This window comes from Streptomyces sp. CG4, assembly GCF_041080655.1.
GTDB lineage: Bacteria > Actinomycetota > Actinomycetes > Streptomycetales > Streptomycetaceae > Streptomyces.
In genome coordinates, this window is record NZ_CP163525.1 from 6,627,029 (window position 1) to 6,645,149 (window position 18,121).

Genomic DNA, 18,121 nt, shown 5'->3' on the forward strand with positions numbered 1-18,121 from the left:
CCCGGTGCACGGGCCTTGGTGCGCCCGGCCGGCTGGCGGGCCTCTCCCAGCATCCTGAGCCCGCCACACCGGCGGACGCCTGCTGGAGGGGGCCGGGCGGGGTGCCGCCGAACGGGGGTTCTTCGCGGCTTCGGGCGCGTCCCGGGCTCCGTTCGGCGCGCGGAAGAGGTAAAGGGCCACGGTGCACGCGGCGGACCCGGCCCGGCCGCGCTCATGGGCGGTTCGGGGTTCATACGATGCCCTGGATCACCCCCAGCTCCACCAGATCCTGTGGGCGGATGCGGAGCTGGTCCGCGGTCGCCTCGACCTCGTCCTTCGGGCGTTTGAGGATGGCCGCCGCCAGTTCCGGGGCGATCACCGAGAAGTAACTGTCCGGGGTGGCCCAGGTGTTGCCGGGCGCGGCCAGCGCGAGCGCTCCGCCGGAGCCGCCCTCGCCGATGACGAGTGTGGTGATCGGTACCCGGGCGGACGCCACCGCCCCGAACGCCTCGGCGATCGCGGCCCCGGCTCCCTGCCGCTCCGCCTCGGCGTCATTGGCCGCGCCCGGGGTGTCCACCAGTGTCAGCACCGGGATGTCGAGCCGGTCCGCGAGCCGGATCAGCCGGGTCGCGGTCCGGTATCCGGCGGGCCGGGTCGCCGCCCCGGTCTGCGCCGCGTAGGCCACGGTACGACCGTCCCGCTCACCGAACCCGCACAGCATGCCGTCGGGATCCGTACCGCCGCACCGGTCACCGCCGATGTCGAGGCGATGGGTGAAGTAGGCGTCCAAGTAGGCCTGTGCGCGGGGGCGTTCGGGGGAGCGGGCGCGGCGGACGGCTGCCCAGCCGGTGGCGGGCAGGCCACCGGCGCCGAGGGCGGCTGGTGCGGGGGCCTCCTGTGCCGGCGTGGTGAGCAGCCTGAGCCACCGCCCCAGTGTCTCCCGCAGTTCCGCGGGCCGTACCACCATGTCCGCCGACCCCACCGCCACCTGTCCCTCGGCGGTGTAGGCCGCCGGGTCGGCGTCCGGGGGCCGGACCCGGGAACCGGCGAAGCCCACCTGGGCGCCCGGCAGGGCCAGGACGACGTCGGCGCCCGCGCCGAGGGTGGCCCAGCCGCCGCCTGTCGTGGGGTCCCGCAGGACCGCGATCTGCGGCAGACCGGCCTCCCGGGTGAGCGCCGACTCGCGGGCCACCCGCTGGAGTTGGCTCAGCGCGAGCATGCCCTCCTGCATCCGGCTGCCGCCGGTGGCGATCAACGGCACGACCGGGAGCTGGTGGGCGCGGGCGTGGTGGTACGCCGCCTCCAGCCGGTCACCGGTGCGCTCGCCCAGCGAGCCGCCGAGGAAGCCGAACTCGAAGGCGATCAGCACGGCCGGGGTGCCCCCGACGCGCGCGGTGCCGCAGACGACCGACTCCTCCTCGCCGGTGCGGGCCGTGGCACGGGCGCGGGAGGCGTCGTAGCCCTGCCAGTCGAGGGGGCCGTCCGTCTTCGGTTCCCTTATTCTGCCGGGCAGTTCGCCGAAGGTCGCCTCGTCCGCGACCAGGGCCAGGATCTCCCGGGCCGACAGCCGCTCAGGCATCGGCCACCAGCGCCCGCTTCATGATCTTCCCCATGTCGTTGCGGGGGAGGGCACCCAGGTACCGGACGACGCGTGGGCGCTTGTGCGGGGCGAGGCGGCGGGCCACGTGGTCCGCCAACTCCTCGGCGGCGGGCGGGACTTCCGTGTCCGCCGGGACGATCCAGGCCACGATCCGCTCGCCCAGGTCCGCGTCCGGCTCCCCGGTGACCGCCGCCTCCCGCACCCCCGGATGCTCCAGCAGCGCGTTCTCGATCTCACCGGCCCCGATCTTGTAACCGCCGCTCTTGATCAGGTCGGTGGCTTTGCGTCCGACGATCCGGACGTATCCGTCGGGCTCGCGGACCGCCATGTCCCCCGTGCGGAAGAACCCGTCGGCGGTGAACGCGGCGGCCGTGGCGTCGGGCCGGTTCAGGTACTCGGTGAACAGGTTCGGCCCGCGTACCTGGATCTCGCCGACGCTCTCCCCGTCGTACGCGCCGATCGGCGTCCCGTCCTCCTCCACGAGCCGCAGCTCGACGCCGGGCAGCGGCACGCCCACGGTCCCGGCGCGCGGCTCCCCGTCGGCCCGCACACTGGTGTTCATCAGCGTCTCCGTCATGCCGTACCGCTCGATCACGCCTCGCCCGGTCGCCGCCGCGATCCGCTCGTGGTCGTGCACGGGCAGCGCCGCCGAGCCCGACACCAGCAGCCGGGCCCGGGTGAGCGCCTTGGCCAGCTCCGGGTCCTCGGGCAGCGCCTCGGCGATGCGGTGGTACATCGTCGGCACCCCGAACAGCATGGTCGCGCCGGCGGTCAGCTCCCGGGCCACGCCCTCGGTGGAGAACCGGCCGAGGTGCCGGACGCTGCCGCCGCGCCGCAGCGGGCCGAGGGTGCCCAGCACGAGCCCGTGCACATGGAACAGCGGCAGCCCGTGGACCAGTACGTCCTCGGCCGTCCACTGCCAGGCGTCGGCGAGCGCGTCCAGGGTGGTGGTGAGGGCCCGGCGGGGCAGGACGGCGCCCTTGGGCGGGCCGGTGGTGCCGGAGGTGTAGACGATCAGCGCCGGGTCCCCGTCGGCGGCGGTCTCGCCGGGTACGGCACCGGGGGCGGCGGCCGCGTCGACGTCCAGCCGCTCCAACGTGCCGAGCGCGGAGGGGAGTTCGGCACCCGGTGGGGCCAGCACCAGGGTCGGCGCGCTGTCGGAGACGATGTGCGCGAGTTCCTTCTCGCCCGACTTCGGGTTCAGCGGCACCGCGGCCGCCCCGGCGAGCAGGACGCCCGTCACCGCTACGGCCGTCTCCAGTTCGGGCGTGGCCCACACGGCGACGCGGCCCGTGCCGCGCAGCCGGGCGGCGAGCGCACCGGCGGCCCCGGCGAGCTCGCCGTACGTCAACGACCGGGCACCGAACCGCAGGGCGATCCGTTCACCCGGACCGTGCGTCAGAGCGGGAAAGAGGGAGGACACGCGGGGCACTCCTAACACTCGCGGTGGGGACCGTTCGGCACCTTCCTACACCAGGAGCCTGGAGCCGACGACCACGCTCAGGTCCGGTGCGAGCCGCAGCTCCGTCGCGTGCAGCGCGGGATGCTCCAGCCAGTGCAGCCGGGCCCGGTCCGGTTCGCCCTCGTGCAGCGGCGGCCAGCCGGTCGCCGGGGTGAAGTCGTCCACGACGACCGTCCCGCCGGGCACGAGCAGCCGCTCGACGTCGGCGGGCGGATCGCCGGGTGCCTTGCCCTGCCCGCCCCCGTCGAGAACGAGCAGGTCGAAGGGCCCGTACTCCTCGATCCGGCGCCAGTCGCCGGTGAGCACGGCGGCCTCCGGGCGCCCCGCGAACACCTGGGCGGCGGCCCGCGCCCGCTCCGGATCCCGCTCCACGCTGTACAGCCGCACCCCCGGCGCCGCGCCCGAGACCAGCCAGGCCAGGCCCACCCCGAGTCCGGTCCCGGTCTCCCCGATGCGGGCCCGCGCCCCGCCCGCCAACACGCGCAGCAGGCCGCCCTGTTCGGGGCGGCAGGAGTACGGGAAGCGGTGGGTCCGGGCGGCGGTGAGCGCGGACCGTACGAGGGGCGGGAGGCCGGTTACGGTCGTGTGGGCCGCGGTGCCGTCGGTGGTCATGGTCGGTTCACACCGGGCCGCGACGTTCTTCGGCGGCGGGATGCTGCACGCCAGGGGGGTGCCGTGATGTGTCGTCCTGCGGCTGCGTCGTCGCCCGGCACGCCTCCGCATACGCTCGTACGAGCGGGCGGCCGCGGTCCTCCCGCCGCCAGGCCAGCGCATACCGGCTCGGGCCGATGCCCCGGACCCGGCGGGTGACCACCCCGCCCCGGGTGATCAGGGGCGCGTTGCCCTCGGCCACCAGGCAGAGCCCGAGGCCCGCCACCAGCGCCTCGTACGTCTCCTCCGCCCCGGAGATCTCCGCGCCGATCCGGGGCGGCCGGCCGGCGCGGGCGTCCAGTGCGAGCCAGTGGTCCCGCAGCCGGCCCGCGCTCTCCGGCAGCGCCAGGAACGGCTCGTCCAGGACGTCCGTGAAGTCCAGCTCGGTGCGGGCGGCCAGCGGGTGCGTCTCCGGCAGGGCGAGCAGGCGCGGTTCCTCGGCGACCACCGTCCAGGCGTAGCGCTCCTCGTCCGGCAGCGGCAGCCAGACGAAGGCGACGTCCGTCGAGCCGTCCGCCAGGCCCGCCGTCGCATCGTCCCAGCTCATCTGCCGTAGCCGCACCGTGACCCGCGGGTGCGCGGCGGTGAACCGGGAGCGGATGGCCGGCAGCAGCCCGCCCCGGCCCGGACTGGTGCTCATGCCCACCACCAGCGTGCTGCGCTGGGCCGCCTTGGCCGCCTCCACCGCCGCCGCGCCCGCCTCCCATGCCGACAGGACGGCGCGGGCGTGCGGCAGCAGTGCCTCGCCCGCCGCCGTCAGCGCCACCCCGTGCTGATCGCGCCGGAACAGTTCCGTCCCCAACTGCCGCTCCAGCGCCCGGATTTGTTTGCTCAGCGCCGGCTGCGAGACATAGAGACGCTCGGCGGCCCGGGTGAAGTGCAGCTCCTCGGCGACCGCGACGAAGTACCGCAGATCACGAGCGTGGACGTCCATCGTCATAACCGTTGGCTATCACCGAGGGTCTTGGACGGGCAACGGCATCCGGCAGCAGTCTTGTTCGTGTCGCACCCGATGGGGCGAACGAGACGAGAGCGACGGGGAGTTGCGATGAACAAGGTATGGCTGGTGACCGGGGCGAGCAGCGGTTTCGGGCGGGCGATCGCCGAGGCGGCCGTAGCCGCCGGTGATGTGGTGGTCGGCGCGGCCCGGCGTCCGGAGGCCCTGGACGACCTGGTGGCGGCTCACCCCGACCAGGTGGAGGCGCTGCGTCTGGACGTCACCGACCTGGCCGCGATCGATTCGGCGGTCCGGGACGTCGTGGCCCGGCACGGGCGGATCGACGTGCTGGTCAACAACGCGGGCCGCACCCATGTCGGCGCCGTCGAGGAGACCACCGAGGCCGAGCTGCGCGCCCTGTTCGACCTGCACTTCTTCGGACCGGCGGCGCTCGTCCGGGCGGTGCTGCCGCAGATGCGGGAGCGGCGCTCGGGCGCGATCGTGCAGATGAGCAGCATGGGCGGGCAGATGTCCTTCGCGGGCTTCGGGGCGTACAGCGCGACGAAGTTCGCCCTGGAGGGCCTGTCCGAGGCGCTCGTGGACGAGGTGCGGGAGTACGGCATCAAGGTGCTGATCGTCGAGCCGGGCGCGTTCCGGACCTCGCTGTTCGACACCGGCCGTGCCGGGGTCAGCTCCGACACCGGCGCGTACGCCAGGGTGGCCGAGACCCGTGGCTCGGTCGCAGGCGGCCAGGGCAGCCAGCCCGGCGACCCGGCCAAGGCGGCAGCCCTCATCCTGGCCGCGCTGGAGGCGGAGCACACCCCGCTGCGCCTGCCCCTCGGCGACGACGGCGTGAGCGCCGTCCTGGCCCACCTCGACCAGGTCCGCGAGGACATCACCGCCTGGGAGAAGCGCACCCGGGCGACGGCCTTCGACGCCTGAGCTAGGTGATCACGGCCGTCCGCTGCAGCAGCCCCCAGGTGAACTCGGCGGTCACCTCGTGCCGTACGCCGTCCGGGCCGGGTGCGGTGAAGGCGAGCCCCCACCGGGTCGGCGCGGTGCCCTCCAGCGGGCGGGCCGGGGCGAAGGCGCGGGCGGCCTCGTCCACCGTGCAGGACCAGGGGACGAGGTCGTCCAGGGTCTCCAGCCGCGGGGCCGGGGCGCCCGGTGCCCGTACCAGCCACTCGTTCCAGACCGCGCCGTCCGGCCCGACCAGCACCTCGAAGCGCAGGTCGGGCCAGAGGGGCAGGGCCCAGTGGCGGGCCTCGCAGTCGACGTCCCCGAGCCGGCGCGGGACGACGGACTCCGGCTCGCCGAGGACGGAGCGGTACCGGGCGGCGGCGGACCGGGACCTCGGTGAACGGACCATCGCCTGCCAACGCTTGTTGGCCTCCCGCATGTCGGCGATCGAGGCGCCGAGCGAGCGCCGGGCGTCCTCGACGAGATCCGGGTTGTGGTCGGCCATGCGGCGCAGCAGCACCAGCTGGAAGTCGACATACATGCCCTTCATGGTGCCCGGCGTGCTCCGGACCATTGCCCGCGCACCTCCCCATGATTAGCCTGTGTTCGTCATGCCGATCGCCTGTTGATATCTCGAACATCTCGACATCGAGCTGTCGAACGGGCGCTTAGACCCAAGGGAGGGGGCCGGACGTGGGACGCCTCGTGCCTGCCGTGACCCGGGCTCTCGATATTCTTGAGCTGTTCCTCGACGGAGACGGGACGCTCTCCGCCCCCGACATCGTGCGCAAGCTCCAGCTGCCGCGCACCACCGTGCACGAGCTGGTCACCACGCTCGCCGCACGCTCGTACATCGTGCCCGTGCCGGGCCAGCCCGGACGCTACCGGCTCGGCGTACGCCCGTACCAGCTCGGCAGCCGCTACGCCGAGCAGCTCGACCTGGCCGCCGAGGGCCAGCAGGTGGCCCGCTCGGTCGCCGAGACCTGCGACGAGACGGTCCATGTGGCGATCCTCGAGGGCACGGACGTCATCTACATCGCCAAGGTCGACTCCACGCACGCCGTCCGCATGGTCTCGGCCGCCGGCCGCCGGCTGCCGGCCCACTGCACCTCGGTCGGCAAGATGCTGCTGGCCTCGCTGCCGGAGCAGGAGCTGGCGGCGCGGATCCCGGACGACGCCGAGCTGGCCGCGATGACGCCCAACAGCATCACCGACCCCGCCGCGCTGCGCGAGGCCCTGGCCGGGATCCGGCAGCGGGGCATGGCGGTGGAGAGCCGCGAGTCCAACCCGGACGTGAGCTGTGTGGCGGCCCCGGTGCGCGACCGCACCGGCCAGGTCGTTGCCGCCCTCTCCATCTCGGTCCCGATGATCCGCTGGAGCGACGAGCGCCGGGCCGAGCTGGAGCAGCTCGCGGCGAAGGGCGCGGCGGAGCTGTCCGAGCGGCTGGGCCACCGGGGCGTGGCATGAGCGGCCGGTACGAGGTCGCGGTACGGGCGGCGGCGGAGCTGGGCGAGGGCCCGACCTGGGATCCGGCGACGGGCCGGCTGATCTGGCTGGACATCCTGGGTATGCGCATCCACACCTACGACCCCGGCACGGGCCGGCGCACGGTGCGGACGACGGAGCAGCACGTGGGCGCGGCCAAGCCCCGCGAGGGCGGCGGACTGGTGCTCAACCTCCGCGACGGCGTCGGCCTGCTGGACCCCGACGACACCTTCCGCTGGCTGCACCACGAGCCCGTCCCGGGCCGCCGCGCCAACGACGCCGCCGTGGCGCCCGACGGTTCGCTGTGGGCGGGCACGATGCGCTACGACGAGGCACCGGGCGGCGGCACACTGACCCGGCTGACCGGCGACGGCACGGCGCGCACGATCCTCTCCGAAGCCACCGTCAGCAACGGCACCGGCTGGAGCCCCGACGGCCGCCTCATGTACTACGTCGACAGCCCGACCCGCCGCGTGGACGTCTTCGACCACGACGGCGAACGGGTCCATGACCGGCGGCCGTTCGCGGAGATCGAGAAGGGCGCGGGCTTCCCGGACGGTCTGACGGTGGATGCGGACGGATGCGTGTGGGTGGCGCTGTGGGACGGGGGAGCGGTGCGCCGTTACACGCCGTCCGGCGAGCTGGACCGGGAGATCTCGCTGCAGAGGACGCCACGCACGACCGCCTGCGCATTCGGCGGCGCCGCCTTGACCGACCTGTACGTCACGACAGCCCGCACCGGCTTGCGCTCCCCGCACCCCCTGTCGGGTTCGGTACTCGTGATCCCGGACGCGGGCCAGGGCCTGCCCCAACCGGCGTTCAAGGGCTGACCGGGGGCGCGCGGAACCGCGTGACCGGCCACGACGCACCCGCACCCGGCAACGGCCTAAAGAACCCCCGCGGCCTTCCGCTCCTCCGCAGTCAGCGGCGGCCCCGCCAAGGGGGGTCTCAGCGGCCCCACCGCGGCGGCGAGGAGCACACTCGGCGTCAGCAACACCTCCGCGCCCCGCTCCAGAGACGTCACGTCGGTCACCCGGCGGGCCACGCGGCCGTTGCCCGTCGCGGTGTACAGCAGGCGGCCGACGTAGGCGGACAGCAGCCGGTCCCGCACGGTGGGGCCGGAGGCCGTCGCGCCGGGGTAGAACACATCCTGGCCGAGGGCCAGGTCCCAGGCCGCGCGGACCGGCCGGGCGACCGCCCGCTGCACCCGGCGCGCCAGCCCCGGCGTGCCCCGGCCGTGCCGCCGTATCACCTCGCGGAGCAGCACCGCGCTCTGCGCGGCGACCGCCAGACCGTGGCCGTAGACCGGGTTGAACACGGCGAGCGCGTCACCGAGGACGGTGAAGTTCTCGGGCCACACCGGCATCCGCTCGAAGAAGTGCCGCCGGTTGACGGTGGAGCGGGTCACCGACACGTCGGACAGCGGCTCGGCGCTCTCCAGCAGTTCGCCGAGCAGCGGATGGCGCAGCCGCTCCCGGGCGAAGGGGAGGAAGGCCTCGTTCGCGGCGGAGGGTTCGCCGCCCCGGGTGCCGGACAGGGTGACGATCCACCGGCCCTGCTCGATGGGCAGCAGGAAGCCCGACCGGCCCGGTCCGTCGTCGTGCGGATCGGGCTGCACATTGATCACGGGGAAGCTGTCCCAGGTCGCCTCGGGGGCCCGGTAGAGACGGCTGGCATAAACCACGCCCGGGTCGATCTCCCGGTGCTCCGGCGCGGGCAGCCCGAGGTCGGCCAGCCACCGTGTGGCCCGGGATCCGCGCCCGGTGGCGTCGACCACGAGGCCGGCGGCGAGGGTGTGCTCGGCACCGTCCCGCGTCCGCAGCCGTACGCCGGTGACCGCCGTGTCGGTGCCGGTGAGGCCGAGAGCCTCGGTGCGGTCGACGAGGTCGATCCGCGCATCGGCGAGGACCTGTGCGCGGATGGTGGCGTCCAGCAGGTCCCGGCCGGCCAGGATCACATGGTGGGACTCGGGCCAGCGGCGGAACCAGCCCTGCGCGGAGAGGGCGACCACGCCCGTGGTCACCGGATGCCGGCGCCCCCCGGCGGCCTGGAGCGCCTCGGTGATGCCCGGCAGCAACTGCTCCACGGCCCGTACCCCGCCCGACCACAGCATGTGCGCGTGCCGGGCCTGCGGCAGCCCCTTGCGGGGTTCCGGGCCAGTGGGCAGGGCGTCGCGTTCGACGACCACGACCCGGTCGGCACAGTCGGCGAGCGCGCGGGCCGCGAGCATGCCGGTGTGGGATCCCCCCAGCACGACGGCGGTTCTTATGGGGGAGGGGCGGTCAGTCATGCGCGGGCACGCTCTCTGCCGGGGCGGCCGCGCCGGCGCGTACCGCCATGATGTCGTCGGGGTGGCGGAGGGCTTGGGACACGGCCTGGATCTCCTGGAGCAGATACGCCGTGTCGGGACCGGACGCGGCCTCGGCGCCGTCGGCCCGGGCCGGCCGCGCACCGCCGGCCGCGTCCAGCAGGGTCACGGCGGCGGCGAGGGCCCTGGCCCGGTCGGGGTAGAAGCCGAGGGCGAGGGCGGACTCGTACGAGCGGGCGCGCAGGTCCTCGTCCAGGTGCCGGGACAGTTGCAGCAGGGCGTCGCGGATGAAGGTCTCGCGGCGGATCAGGCGCAGTTCGGCGGGGGCGTGCGGGGCGAAGGGCTCGCGCTCGCCCGTGACCGCGCGCATCAGCTGGTAGAGCGGGCCCAGGGAGCGGTGGCGCAGCCGGACGTTCCAGCGCTCGTGCAGATACTGGCCGACGTGCGGGACGATGAAGCCCACCGCGACCAGGGTGGCGGACACACACGCGCCCGCCGGGGCCACATCGGTGCTCAGCCAGTCCAGGTCGTGCCCGGTCCACCGGGCCGCGACGGCGGTCAGCTTGGCCGCGTCGAAGAACAGGTTCGTGGCGTAGCCGACGCCCAGCAGCCCGAGCCCCCAGCGCAGCCAGGCGTCGAGGCCGTCGGTGCGGATCCAGTTCCAGATCAGCCGGGCTGTGATCGAGCAGGCCACGGTGTGCGCGACGAGGTAGAGCAGGATCTCCTCGCGCATGAAGGGGGTGTTGGCGTAGTAGGTGTCGAGGTCGCGCAGCCGCTCCACGGGCACGTCCGCGAGCGCGAACAGCACCCACAGGGCGACCACCACACCTGCGTAGACGGACACCACCCAGCGGGTCACCCGGCGGGTCTGGGCCGAGCGGTCGGAGCGGCCGTTGCGCCAGGCGATGATCAGCAGCAGCCAGGACGCGCAGAGCGCGGTGAGCAGGGAGTACACCCAGGGCGCCGAGATGTTCGGGACCCCGGTGACCCGGTTGGTCCAGGCGATGGTCCGCGGGGACGCGAAGACGAACACCGCGCAGGCGAACAGCAGCAGACCGCCGACGGCGCGCAGCATCGGGTCCCGCCACATCTTGATGATGCTGGGCAGTTTGATCGCCAGAGCGGCGGTCAGGACGGCCGTGGGGATCCAGAAGGAGACGGAGACGTCGCCGAGGGATTGCGGGGAGTGGACCGCCAGGGTCGAGGCATCGAGCGCCAGTGTCACGGCGTTTCCCCTCCTCCTCCGCGATAGCCGAGGGTCCGTTGCACCGGGCTGAGAGAACGTTGCGCCCGGCCTTGCGGGGCGCCGGTGCCGGAGCCGGCGAGGTGGGGCCGGAACAGGGCGGCCAGGCGGTGCCCGAAGTCGTCCGCCTCGGCCTCGTCGGCCTCCCGGGAGCCGTTGCGGGCGGCCACCGTGAGGGGCATGTCCCGCCAGCCCGGCGCGTCGGCGAGTGCGCGGGCCGCCGCGTCCCCAGCCAGGTGGTGGTGCCGGTGCCCGGCGTGCAGATGCCACAACTCATGGCCCAGGATGACCAGTTGCTGCACGGCCTCGGCCCGCTCCTCCACGATCACCAGGTCGAAGTCGGCGAACTCCACCCACAGCCCGGTGACTTCGATCTCGTCCGGGAAGCGTTCGAAGCGCAGCTCGACCGGGCGTCCGCCGCGCCGCGTGCTCATCTCCTCGCACAGGGCCCGGCACACCTCCCGTACGCCGTCGGGCGCCGAGGGCCGGGCGTGGATGGCGGCGGCGAGGTCGCCGGCCAGTGAGCGCATCGCCGAGCCGGGACGGGAGCCCCGCAGTCGTGCGGTCAGGCGTGCCGCCCGCTCACGCGCGCCCGCGATGCCCATGCCTCCCCCTTCTGACCGCCGCTGTAGAGCCCGTCCGAGGGTACGCGCCTGGGTGTGTTCGCGTCATGCGATCCGCGAGCGTCGTTCAACCGTGAACGGCCTTATGGGCGTGGGTCCGCCCCAGGAGCTTGCGTCCGACCCATTGACGCGGAAGCGCTTCGAATCTACGGTCCCGTTCGAAGTTGCGAGTGCTATTCGATATTTCGATCATCTCGGAACGGTGGGGGCAAGGTATGGGGCAACCCGGCCTGCATCGCAGACAACTGCTCACAGCGGCAGGCGGAACGGCGGTGGCCGCGAGCCTCGGCTTCGCCGCACTCGGCACCGGAGCCGACGCACTCGCCGCCGGCGCACGCACCCGCGTCCGCTACTGGAACCTCTTCCAGGGCGGCGACGGCACCAACCAGGTCGCGATGGTCGACGCCTTCCACACGGCGCACCCCGGCATCGCGGTCAAGGACTCGACCCTCACCTGGGGCGGCCCCTACTACACCAAGCTCGCCATGGCCGCAGCCGGCAACCGCGCCCCCGACCTCGCGGTCATGTGCCAGGGCCACATCCCGGGCTTCGCCCCCGGGCGCCTCCTCGACCCTTGGGGCGCCGACCTCCTCGCCCGGTACGGCGTCCACGAAGCCGACTTCAACCCGGTCCTGTGGCAGCGCGGCATCGTCGGCGGCAAGCTCTACGGCCTGCCCCTCGACATCCACGTCCAGTACTGCTTCTACCGCAGGGACGTCTGCAGGAAGGCCGGACTGCTGGACGGGGACGGCCGACTCCCCTCCGCCGCCTCCACCGACGAGTGGTTTCCGGCATCCTCGCCCAGCGCCTGGGCCCGGTCATCGCCTCCTTCAACCTCGGTTCCGCCAAGCCCGCCCAGGCAGCCCGCCGTATGAAGTCCGAGCTGGAGAAGCAGTACGACCCTGTCCACGACGGGTGCGCTGCACGCCCGCGAGGCCGCCGCGGCCGACTCCGCCCGGGTGCGATGGGGCGCCGTTTCCAGCACGGCGGCTGGTTCGTGACCCCGTTCTTCGTCCTCTACGGCTTGTTCGTCCTTCTCCCCGTCGTCCGCGGCCTCTACCTCGGCTTCACCGACGCCAACATCTCCGGCGATCACACCGGCTTCGTCGGCCTCGCCAACTACCGCGAGGCCCTCAAGGACCCCTTGGTCTGGTCCTCCCTTTGGTACAGCGTGAAGTTCACGCTCTGGGTCGTCCCGCTGATCGTCGTGGTGGCCCTGCTGATGGCGCTCATCGCCCATCACACCGTCCACTTCACGTGGCTGTGGCGGCTGTGCTTCTTCGCGCCCTTCCTCCTCTCGGCGGTCGTCGGCAACCTGTGGCGGTGGCTGTTCCAGCCCACCAACGTCATGGTCAACCACGTGTACGAAGCGGCCGAGTTGGACGGAGCGGGCGCCTTCCAGTGGATGCTGCACATCACCGTGCCCAACCTGCGCAACATCACCGGCCTGCTCGTCGCGCTCCAGATCCTCGCCTCGCTCCAGGTCTTCGACCAGGCGGTGGTGATGTACCAGTTCGGTCCGGGGCCGGAGGACTCGACGCGCACGTTCGCGCATTACACCCTCGAAGAGGGCTACACCAGCTACCGCGTGGGCTACGCCTCCGCGATCTCCTTTGTCCTGTTCGTCATCATCGCGGCCGCCGCCCTCTCCCTGATCTGGCTCGCCCCGCTGGTCTGGGCCCTGTCCACCTCCCTCAAGCCACCTACGGAATCGGTCAGTTCACCCCACTGGATCCCGGGCAGCCCTCGCCGGACACGGCTTCGCCCGCACCGAGTTCCGCGGCAAGCGCGCTCTGATGGCCGTCACCATGGCCAGCCTGATGTTCTCCCCGGCGATCCTCGGCGTGCCTCTCTTCAGCACCGTCCAGTCGCTCGGCATGGTCGACACCTACTGGGGCATGATCCTGCCCCAGTGCGCCCCGGCAGCGATGGTCTACATCCTCTACAAGTTCTTCCAGTCGCTCCCGAAGGAGCTGGAGGAGGCGGCCTTCATCGACGGCGCGGGCAGATGGCGCATCTTCTTCACGATCGTCCTGCCGCTGTCGAAGCCCTCCCTCTCGGCGGTGGGGATCTTCACCTTCATCGCCTCGTGGAACAACTTCCTGTGGCCCTACATGGTGACCAACAATCCCGACCTGATGACCATGCTCAACGGCATCGCCACCGTGCAGAACGCCTTCGGCATCGTCTGGCCCCAGCTCATGGCGGGCGGCCTGATGGCGGGTCTGCCGCTGATCGTCGTCTTCGTCTTCTTCCAGAGCCGGATCGTCCGGGGCGTGGCCCACACGGGCCTGGCCGGCCAGTGACCCGGTGCGGCCACCGCCGCGTGAGCGCGAGAGACCACGCATCACCCGCACCCGCCGACGAAATACCCGCACCCCTCCCCGGAAGGCGCCCATGCACCCCGCCCGTTTCACCCTCGACCCCGCCTTCACCATCGGCGAAGTCAGCGCACGTGTCTTCGGCTCCTTCGTCGAACACCTCGGCCGCTGTGTCTACACCGGCATCTACGAGCCGGAGCACCCCGCAGCCGATGCCGAGGGCCTGCGGACCGACGTGCTGGACCTCGTCCGTGAACTCGGTGTCACCGTCATCCGCTACCCGGGCGGCAACTTCGTCTCCGGCTACCGGTGGGAGGACTCGGTCGGCCCGGTCGAGGACCGCCCCCGCCGCCTCGACCTCGCCTGGCACTCCACCGAGACGAACCGGTTCGGTCTCTCCGAGTACATCGCCTTCCTCAGGAAGCTCGGCCCCCAGGCCGAACCCATGATGGCCGTGAACCTCGGGACGAGAGGCGTGGCCGAAGCCCTCGAACTGCAGGAGTACGCCAACCACCCCGCCGGCACCGCCCTCTCCGGCCTCCGCGCCGCCCACGGCGACAAGGAACCCTTCGGGATCAGGCTGTGGTGCCTCGGCAACGAGATGGACGGGCCCTGGCAGACCGGACACAAGACCGCCCACGAGTACGGCCGGCTCGCCGCCGAGACCGCACGGGCGATGCGCCAGGCGGACCCCGGCGTCGAACTGGTCGCCTGCGGTTCCTCCAGCCAGGCCATGCCCACCTTCGCCGAGTGGGAGGCGACCGTCCTGCAGGAGGCGTACGACCTGGTCGACCACGTCTCGCTGCACGCCTACTACGAGCCCACGGGCGGCGACCTGGACTCCTTCCTCGCCTCGGCCGTCGACATGGAGTCCTTCATCGAGAACGTGATCGCGACCGTCGACCACGTGGGCGCCCGGCTCAAGTCCAAGAAGAAGATCAACCTCTCCTTCGACGAGTGTAACGTCTGGTATCTCTCCCGCTGGCAGGAGTACGCCGAGAGCCTCGACCCGTCCGACTGGCCCGAGGCGCCCCGTCTGCTGGAGGACAACTACAGCGTCACGGACGCCGTCGTCCTCGGCTCGCTCCTCATCGCCCTGCTCCGGCACGCCGACCGCGTCACCATCGCCTGCCTCGCCCAGCTGGTCAACGTGATCGCCCCGATCATGACCGAGCCGGGCGGCCCGGCCTGGCGGCAGACGACGTTCTTCCCGTTCGCGCAGGCCTCGAAGTACGGCCGGGGCGAGGTGCTCGACGTACGGGTGGACTCGCCGACGTACGAGACGGAGAAGTACGGCGAGACCGACCTGCTGCACGCCACGGCCGTCCGCGCCGCCGACGGCACGGTCACCGTGTTCGCCGTCAACCGCAGCCGTACGGACGCCCTGCCCCTCGAAGTCACCCTCAGCGGAATGGAGTTGACGAGAGTCACCGAGCACAGTGCGCTCGCCGACGCCGACCCCGACGCCCGTAACACCCTCGACGACCCCGAGCGGGTCGCCCCGCACCCGGTCGAGGGCACCGCCCTGGCGGACGGCACCCTCACCGCCGTACTGGAGCCGCTGTCCTGGAACGTGATCAGACTGGCGTGACCGGCAGCCCGCCGGTCGCCCGGCCGAGCAGCGTCAGACGTACGGTCCCCGGTCCGGACAGCGTGGTGAACTCCGACAGGACCGCCAGCGCGAGGGTGTTGGTGCCCCGGGTGCGCAGGACGCCGTTCGGCAGGACGAAGGTGTGCTGCGGGCCGACGTTGTTGATGTACTGGCCCATGTTCCAGCCGTTGAGGAAGATCTGGGCACGGTAGGCCCGGTACGGGTCGTCCTGAAGGGTCAGGCCGATCGAGGCGTCGATGTCGGCCGGGACCGAGAGGCGGAAGGCCGTCCGGTACCAGGTCACGCCCTGGTACCGGGCGGCGCGCGGGAAGCTCGCCTCCTCCCAGTCGTGGTCCCGGAAGCCGGGCAGATGCCAGCCCTCCCGCTCTCCGTACAGCCCGCCGTTGTTCATCGGGCCGCGGACGGGATCCGGGGTGCCCTCGCCCTGGATCCGCCAACTCACCGTCGGGGAAGCCCCCTTGAAGGAGGCTGCCGTCAGACCCCGGGCCGCCTTGTGGGTGTCGAGGCCCTTGCCGTCCTGGTCGTGCTGCATGCGCCGGACGAGCACGGACAGCACATGCCGGCCGGGGGAGCGCAGCGCCTCCCGGACGGGGAAGGCGGCCGTCGCCGTCCAAGTCCCCTGCCTGGTGGTCGTGTTCCTGTCCGGCACCGGCATCCGGTGCGTGCCCAGCGGCTCGCCGTCCAGCCACGCCATCAACAGGCCCTGGGTGCCGGTGCTGTAGGCGAGCGAGAGCTCCTCCAGGCCGGTGGAGTCGGTGAAGGAGCCGCGGTACCAGACGTCTCCGTAGTGGAAGCCGTAGTCGTCGGCGAAGAGGACCGGCCCGCCGTCGGGGACGGGCGTGGTGCTGAACGACGTCTTCTTGTCCGCAGCCTGCCAGCCCGAGTCGTCGAAGCTGGGCCCGACCTCCGGGTTCTCCCTGCGCATCCGCCAGCCGCCCAGCTCGGGCAGCTTCACCTCGGGGGCGGCGGGCAGCATCTTGGTGGTCATCAGGCTGCCGGACAGGGTCACCCGGGTGGGCAGGGTGCGCCCGTTCCACACCAGCGTGTCGATGCCGCGCGGTCCCCACACCTCCACGCTCGTCGTGTCGGTGACGTCACCCGTCAAGTGGACCTCGGAGCCGCGCAGTTCGACATGGCGCAGCAGCGCCGGGCCGTACACCAGCAGGGTCCCGGACGGGGTGTCGTACGGGAACACGCGTGCGGCGGTGAGGTCGTCGGCGAAGAGCAGCAGCAGCGGGGTCTCGGTGTCGCCCTTCTGCACCAGCACCCGGGTCAGTCCGCCCTCGCCGAGCGGCGCGTTCACATGCAGCGCGTCGGCGCCGTCGAAGGCCCAGGCGGCCTCCGGGTCGAGCCGCATGACGTCCGGCTCGGTCTGGCACTTCAGCACCAGCTCGGTCATCTCGCCGCTGCGGCCCGAGAACAGCGCGATGTCCTGCCGCCCCGCCGTCACGCACAGCACGGGCTCGGCGGTGGAGTACTCAAGGGTCCGCCGGCCCAGCTTCAGCCCGGTCGTCAGCAGCCTGGCGTCCTTGCCGGGCACGGTGATCCGCAACCGGCCGGCGTCGGTCGGCAGATCGGTGGTGACCGCGTCCGTGCCGTCGTTGCGGGCGACGTAGACATGCGCGCCGGTGTCCGGGTTGGTCAGGTGGTAGACCTTCAGGCCCGCGGCCTTCACCTCCGCCGCCCGGTCCAGCTTGGCGAAGTCGGGCACGCGCTGCAGCAGATGGCCGAGCTGGTGCATCGGCGCGATCTTCTCGGTGACGTTGCGGGCCTCGTCGATGGCGGCGCCGTAGTCGTAGGACGTGTAGACGACCGGCGCGGGCAGCCAGCCCCAGGAGGTCCCGCCGAAGGTCATGTACACGTTGTGCAGGGTGAGGCCGTTGGCGAGGTTGGTGAGGTAGAAGCGGCGCTCGTAGGCGGCGTCCCGGGTGCGCCGTGACTCGGCGTAACCCTTGCCGTCGAACCAGGCGCCGCCCCACGGGTCGAACCAGCCGCCGCCGAATTCGGGCACGAACCCGGGCGTGGACGGCGAGGCACCGGCCCCGCCCTTCGCCCCGCCGGGCCCGAACGTCCCCCAGTCCGGCGGCGTCTGCGCGGGCGACGGATACCCGTCGAACCCGTACAGCCAGCCGCCCTTCTCGCCGCCGGTGTCGAACGACCCGGGCGTCCAGTAGCCGCCCCGCCCCTTGTCGTTGTGGAACAGCGGTACGTCGATGCCGTCCGCCCGCACCTTCTTGTACAGATGGGACATGTACGCCCGGCCGGTCCGGTCGGTGTGGGCGTCGTACTCGTTCTCGATCTGGTACAGCAGGATCGTGCCGGTGCCCTGGGTGAACAGGTGCCTGCGGGCGATCCGGTTCACCTGGGTCAGCCAGGCGTCGACGTGCCCCAGATACGTCGGGTCGTCCGTCCGGGCCGTGCCCTTCGTCGCGGTCAGCCAGCCGGGGAAGCCACCGCCGTCCACCTCGGCGTTGATGTACGGGCCGGGCCGCAGGATGACGTACAGGCCGGTCTCGGCGGCCATGCGCAGGAACAGGTCCAGGTCCCGGACACCGGTGAAGTCGTAGCGGCCGGGTGCGGGGGAGTGGTAGTTCCAGGCCACGTAGATGCTCACCGCGTTGTAGCCGTGGGCGCGCATCTTCTGCAGGACGTCCCGCCACAGGGACGGGCTCGGCAGCCGGAAGGGATGCATCTCGCCGGACCACACGACCAGCCGTCTGCCGTCCACGAGCAGCGAGTACCGGTCGTACCCGATGGTGTGCCGCTCGCCGTCGGCGCTCGGCGGGGCCGGCGCCGGGCCGGTCGGCACGCTGCGCGCCGCGTATGCCGAGGGTGCCCCGGTGCCGTCGCTGCCGCCCAGGGCGAGCCCCAGGGCGGTCGAGCCGGCCAGGGCGCTGAAAGTACGTCTGCTGAGCGCCAAGGTGGATCCTCCCGGGCGAT

At 72.5% G+C, this 18,121-nt stretch carries 13 protein-coding genes and 3 pseudogenes; 7 read left to right on the forward strand and 9 right to left on the reverse strand.

Annotated features, from left to right (window positions below; genetic code table 11):
* Positions 1-229 precede the first annotated feature (229 nt).
* The 4 genes from AB5L52_RS30250 to AB5L52_RS30265 are packed head-to-tail and all read right to left on the reverse strand — an operon-like array spanning position 230 to position 4,632.
* Positions 230-1,558, reverse strand: a complete 1,329-nt coding sequence (locus tag AB5L52_RS30250; protein ID WP_351020615.1) for a carboxyl transferase domain-containing protein — start codon at positions 1,556-1,558, stop codon at positions 230-232.
* On the reverse strand, positions 1,551-3,002 hold the full coding sequence (locus tag AB5L52_RS30255) for an acyl-CoA synthetase (protein WP_369367218.1): 1,452 nt from the start codon (positions 3,000-3,002) through the stop codon (positions 1,551-1,553). Before AB5L52_RS30255 ends, AB5L52_RS30250 begins: the two co-directional genes overlap by 8 nt.
* Positions 3,003-3,047: 45 nt before the next feature.
* Positions 3,048-3,653: an O-methyltransferase gene (locus AB5L52_RS30260; protein ID WP_369367219.1), complete on the reverse strand. Its 606-nt coding sequence runs from the start codon at positions 3,651-3,653 to the stop codon at positions 3,048-3,050.
* Positions 3,654-3,660: 7 nt separating this feature from the next.
* Positions 3,661-4,632, reverse strand: a complete 972-nt coding sequence (locus AB5L52_RS30265) for a LysR family transcriptional regulator (RefSeq protein WP_369367220.1) — start codon at positions 4,630-4,632, stop codon at positions 3,661-3,663.
* Between the two features lie 108 nt (positions 4,633-4,740).
* Between AB5L52_RS30265 and AB5L52_RS30270 the strand changes: the two genes are divergently transcribed.
* Entirely contained in the window at positions 4,741-5,571 is an 831-nt protein-coding gene (locus AB5L52_RS30270) for an oxidoreductase (protein WP_369367221.1), read from the forward strand.
* A gap of 1 nt (position 5,572) precedes the next feature.
* Here the strand turns inward: AB5L52_RS30270 and AB5L52_RS30275 are convergent, their stop codons facing one another.
* Complete coding sequence (locus tag AB5L52_RS30275; protein WP_351020625.1) at positions 5,573-6,163, reverse strand: hypothetical protein; 591 nt, start codon at positions 6,161-6,163, stop codon at positions 5,573-5,575.
* Positions 6,164-6,282: 119 nt separating this feature from the next.
* Between AB5L52_RS30275 and AB5L52_RS30280 the strand changes: the two genes are divergently transcribed.
* Positions 6,283-7,056 (forward strand): IclR family transcriptional regulator, encoded by a 774-nt coding sequence (locus AB5L52_RS30280; RefSeq protein ID WP_369367222.1) that lies wholly within the window; start codon positions 6,283-6,285, stop codon positions 7,054-7,056.
* On the forward strand, positions 7,053-7,904 hold the full coding sequence (locus tag AB5L52_RS30285) for an SMP-30/gluconolactonase/LRE family protein (protein ID WP_369367223.1): 852 nt from the start codon (positions 7,053-7,055) through the stop codon (positions 7,902-7,904). The genes AB5L52_RS30280 and AB5L52_RS30285 overlap by 4 nt, the downstream gene beginning before the upstream one ends.
* A 56-nt stretch (positions 7,905-7,960) precedes the next feature.
* Here AB5L52_RS30285 and AB5L52_RS30290 read toward each other — a convergent pair whose 3' ends face one another.
* The 3 genes from AB5L52_RS30290 to AB5L52_RS30300 are packed head-to-tail and all read right to left on the reverse strand — an operon-like array spanning position 7,961 to position 11,230.
* Positions 7,961-9,364 (reverse strand): FAD-dependent oxidoreductase, encoded by a 1,404-nt coding sequence (locus tag AB5L52_RS30290; RefSeq protein WP_369367224.1) that lies wholly within the window; start codon positions 9,362-9,364, stop codon positions 7,961-7,963.
* Complete coding sequence (locus AB5L52_RS30295) at positions 9,357-10,601, reverse strand: MAB_1171c family putative transporter (protein WP_369369003.1); 1,245 nt, start codon at positions 10,599-10,601, stop codon at positions 9,357-9,359. The genes AB5L52_RS30290 and AB5L52_RS30295 overlap by 8 nt, the downstream gene beginning before the upstream one ends.
* A gap of 2 nt (positions 10,602-10,603) precedes the next feature.
* A complete protein-coding gene (locus tag AB5L52_RS30300; protein WP_351020633.1) occupies positions 10,604-11,230 on the reverse strand; it encodes a toxin-antitoxin system, toxin component family protein in 627 nt (208 codons plus the stop codon).
* Between the two features lie 233 nt (positions 11,231-11,463).
* Here AB5L52_RS30300 and AB5L52_RS30305 point away from each other — a divergent pair.
* The 4 genes and pseudogenes from AB5L52_RS30305 to AB5L52_RS30320 all read left to right on the forward strand — a co-directional run.
* Positions 11,464-12,036: pseudogene (locus tag AB5L52_RS30305) on the forward strand (ABC transporter substrate-binding protein); the annotation flags it as partial.
* A gap of 132 nt (positions 12,037-12,168) precedes the next feature.
* Positions 12,169-12,911, forward strand: a pseudogene (locus tag AB5L52_RS30310) (carbohydrate ABC transporter permease); the annotation flags it as partial.
* Positions 12,891-13,554: pseudogene (locus AB5L52_RS30315) on the forward strand (carbohydrate ABC transporter permease); the annotation flags it as partial. The pseudogenes AB5L52_RS30310 and AB5L52_RS30315, both read left to right, overlap by 21 nt.
* A 91-nt stretch (positions 13,555-13,645) precedes the next feature.
* The gene (locus AB5L52_RS30320) at positions 13,646-15,160 is read left to right on the forward strand and encodes an alpha-N-arabinofuranosidase (protein ID WP_369367225.1); all 1,515 of its coding nucleotides are present in this window, start codon (positions 13,646-13,648) and stop codon (positions 15,158-15,160) included.
* Here the strand turns inward: AB5L52_RS30320 and AB5L52_RS30325 are convergent.
* A complete protein-coding gene (locus AB5L52_RS30325) occupies positions 15,147-18,101 on the reverse strand; it encodes a beta-galactosidase (RefSeq protein ID WP_369367226.1) in 2,955 nt (984 codons plus the stop codon). The two genes, AB5L52_RS30320 and AB5L52_RS30325, sit on opposite strands and share 14 nt — an antisense overlap.
* Positions 18,102-18,121 lie beyond the last annotated feature (20 nt).

What these genes read in the sequence shown, in the direction of transcription:
- AB5L52_RS30270 (WP_369367221.1), top strand. Translation starts at nt 4,741, where the DNA reads ATGAACAAGGTATGGCTGGTGACCGGGGCGAGCAGCGGTTTCGGGCGG.
- AB5L52_RS30265 (WP_369367220.1), bottom strand. Translation starts at nt 4,632, where the DNA reads ATGACGATGGACGTCCACGCTCGTGATCTGCGGTACTTCGTCGCGGTC.
- AB5L52_RS30260 (WP_369367219.1), bottom strand. Translation starts at nt 3,653, where the DNA reads ATGACCACCGACGGCACCGCGGCCCACACGACCGTAACCGGCCTCCCG.
- AB5L52_RS30320 (WP_369367225.1), top strand. Translation starts at nt 13,646, where the DNA reads ATGCACCCCGCCCGTTTCACCCTCGACCCCGCCTTCACCATCGGCGAA.
- AB5L52_RS30300 (WP_351020633.1), bottom strand. Translation starts at nt 11,230, where the DNA reads ATGGGCATCGCGGGCGCGCGTGAGCGGGCGGCACGCCTGACCGCACGA.
- AB5L52_RS30250 (WP_351020615.1), bottom strand. Translation starts at nt 1,558, where the DNA reads ATGCCTGAGCGGCTGTCGGCCCGGGAGATCCTGGCCCTGGTCGCGGAC.
- AB5L52_RS30285 (WP_369367223.1), top strand. Translation starts at nt 7,053, where the DNA reads ATGAGCGGCCGGTACGAGGTCGCGGTACGGGCGGCGGCGGAGCTGGGC.
- AB5L52_RS30275 (WP_351020625.1), bottom strand. Translation starts at nt 6,163, where the DNA reads ATGGTCCGGAGCACGCCGGGCACCATGAAGGGCATGTATGTCGACTTC.
- AB5L52_RS30290 (WP_369367224.1), bottom strand. Translation starts at nt 9,364, where the DNA reads ATGACTGACCGCCCCTCCCCCATAAGAACCGCCGTCGTGCTGGGGGGA.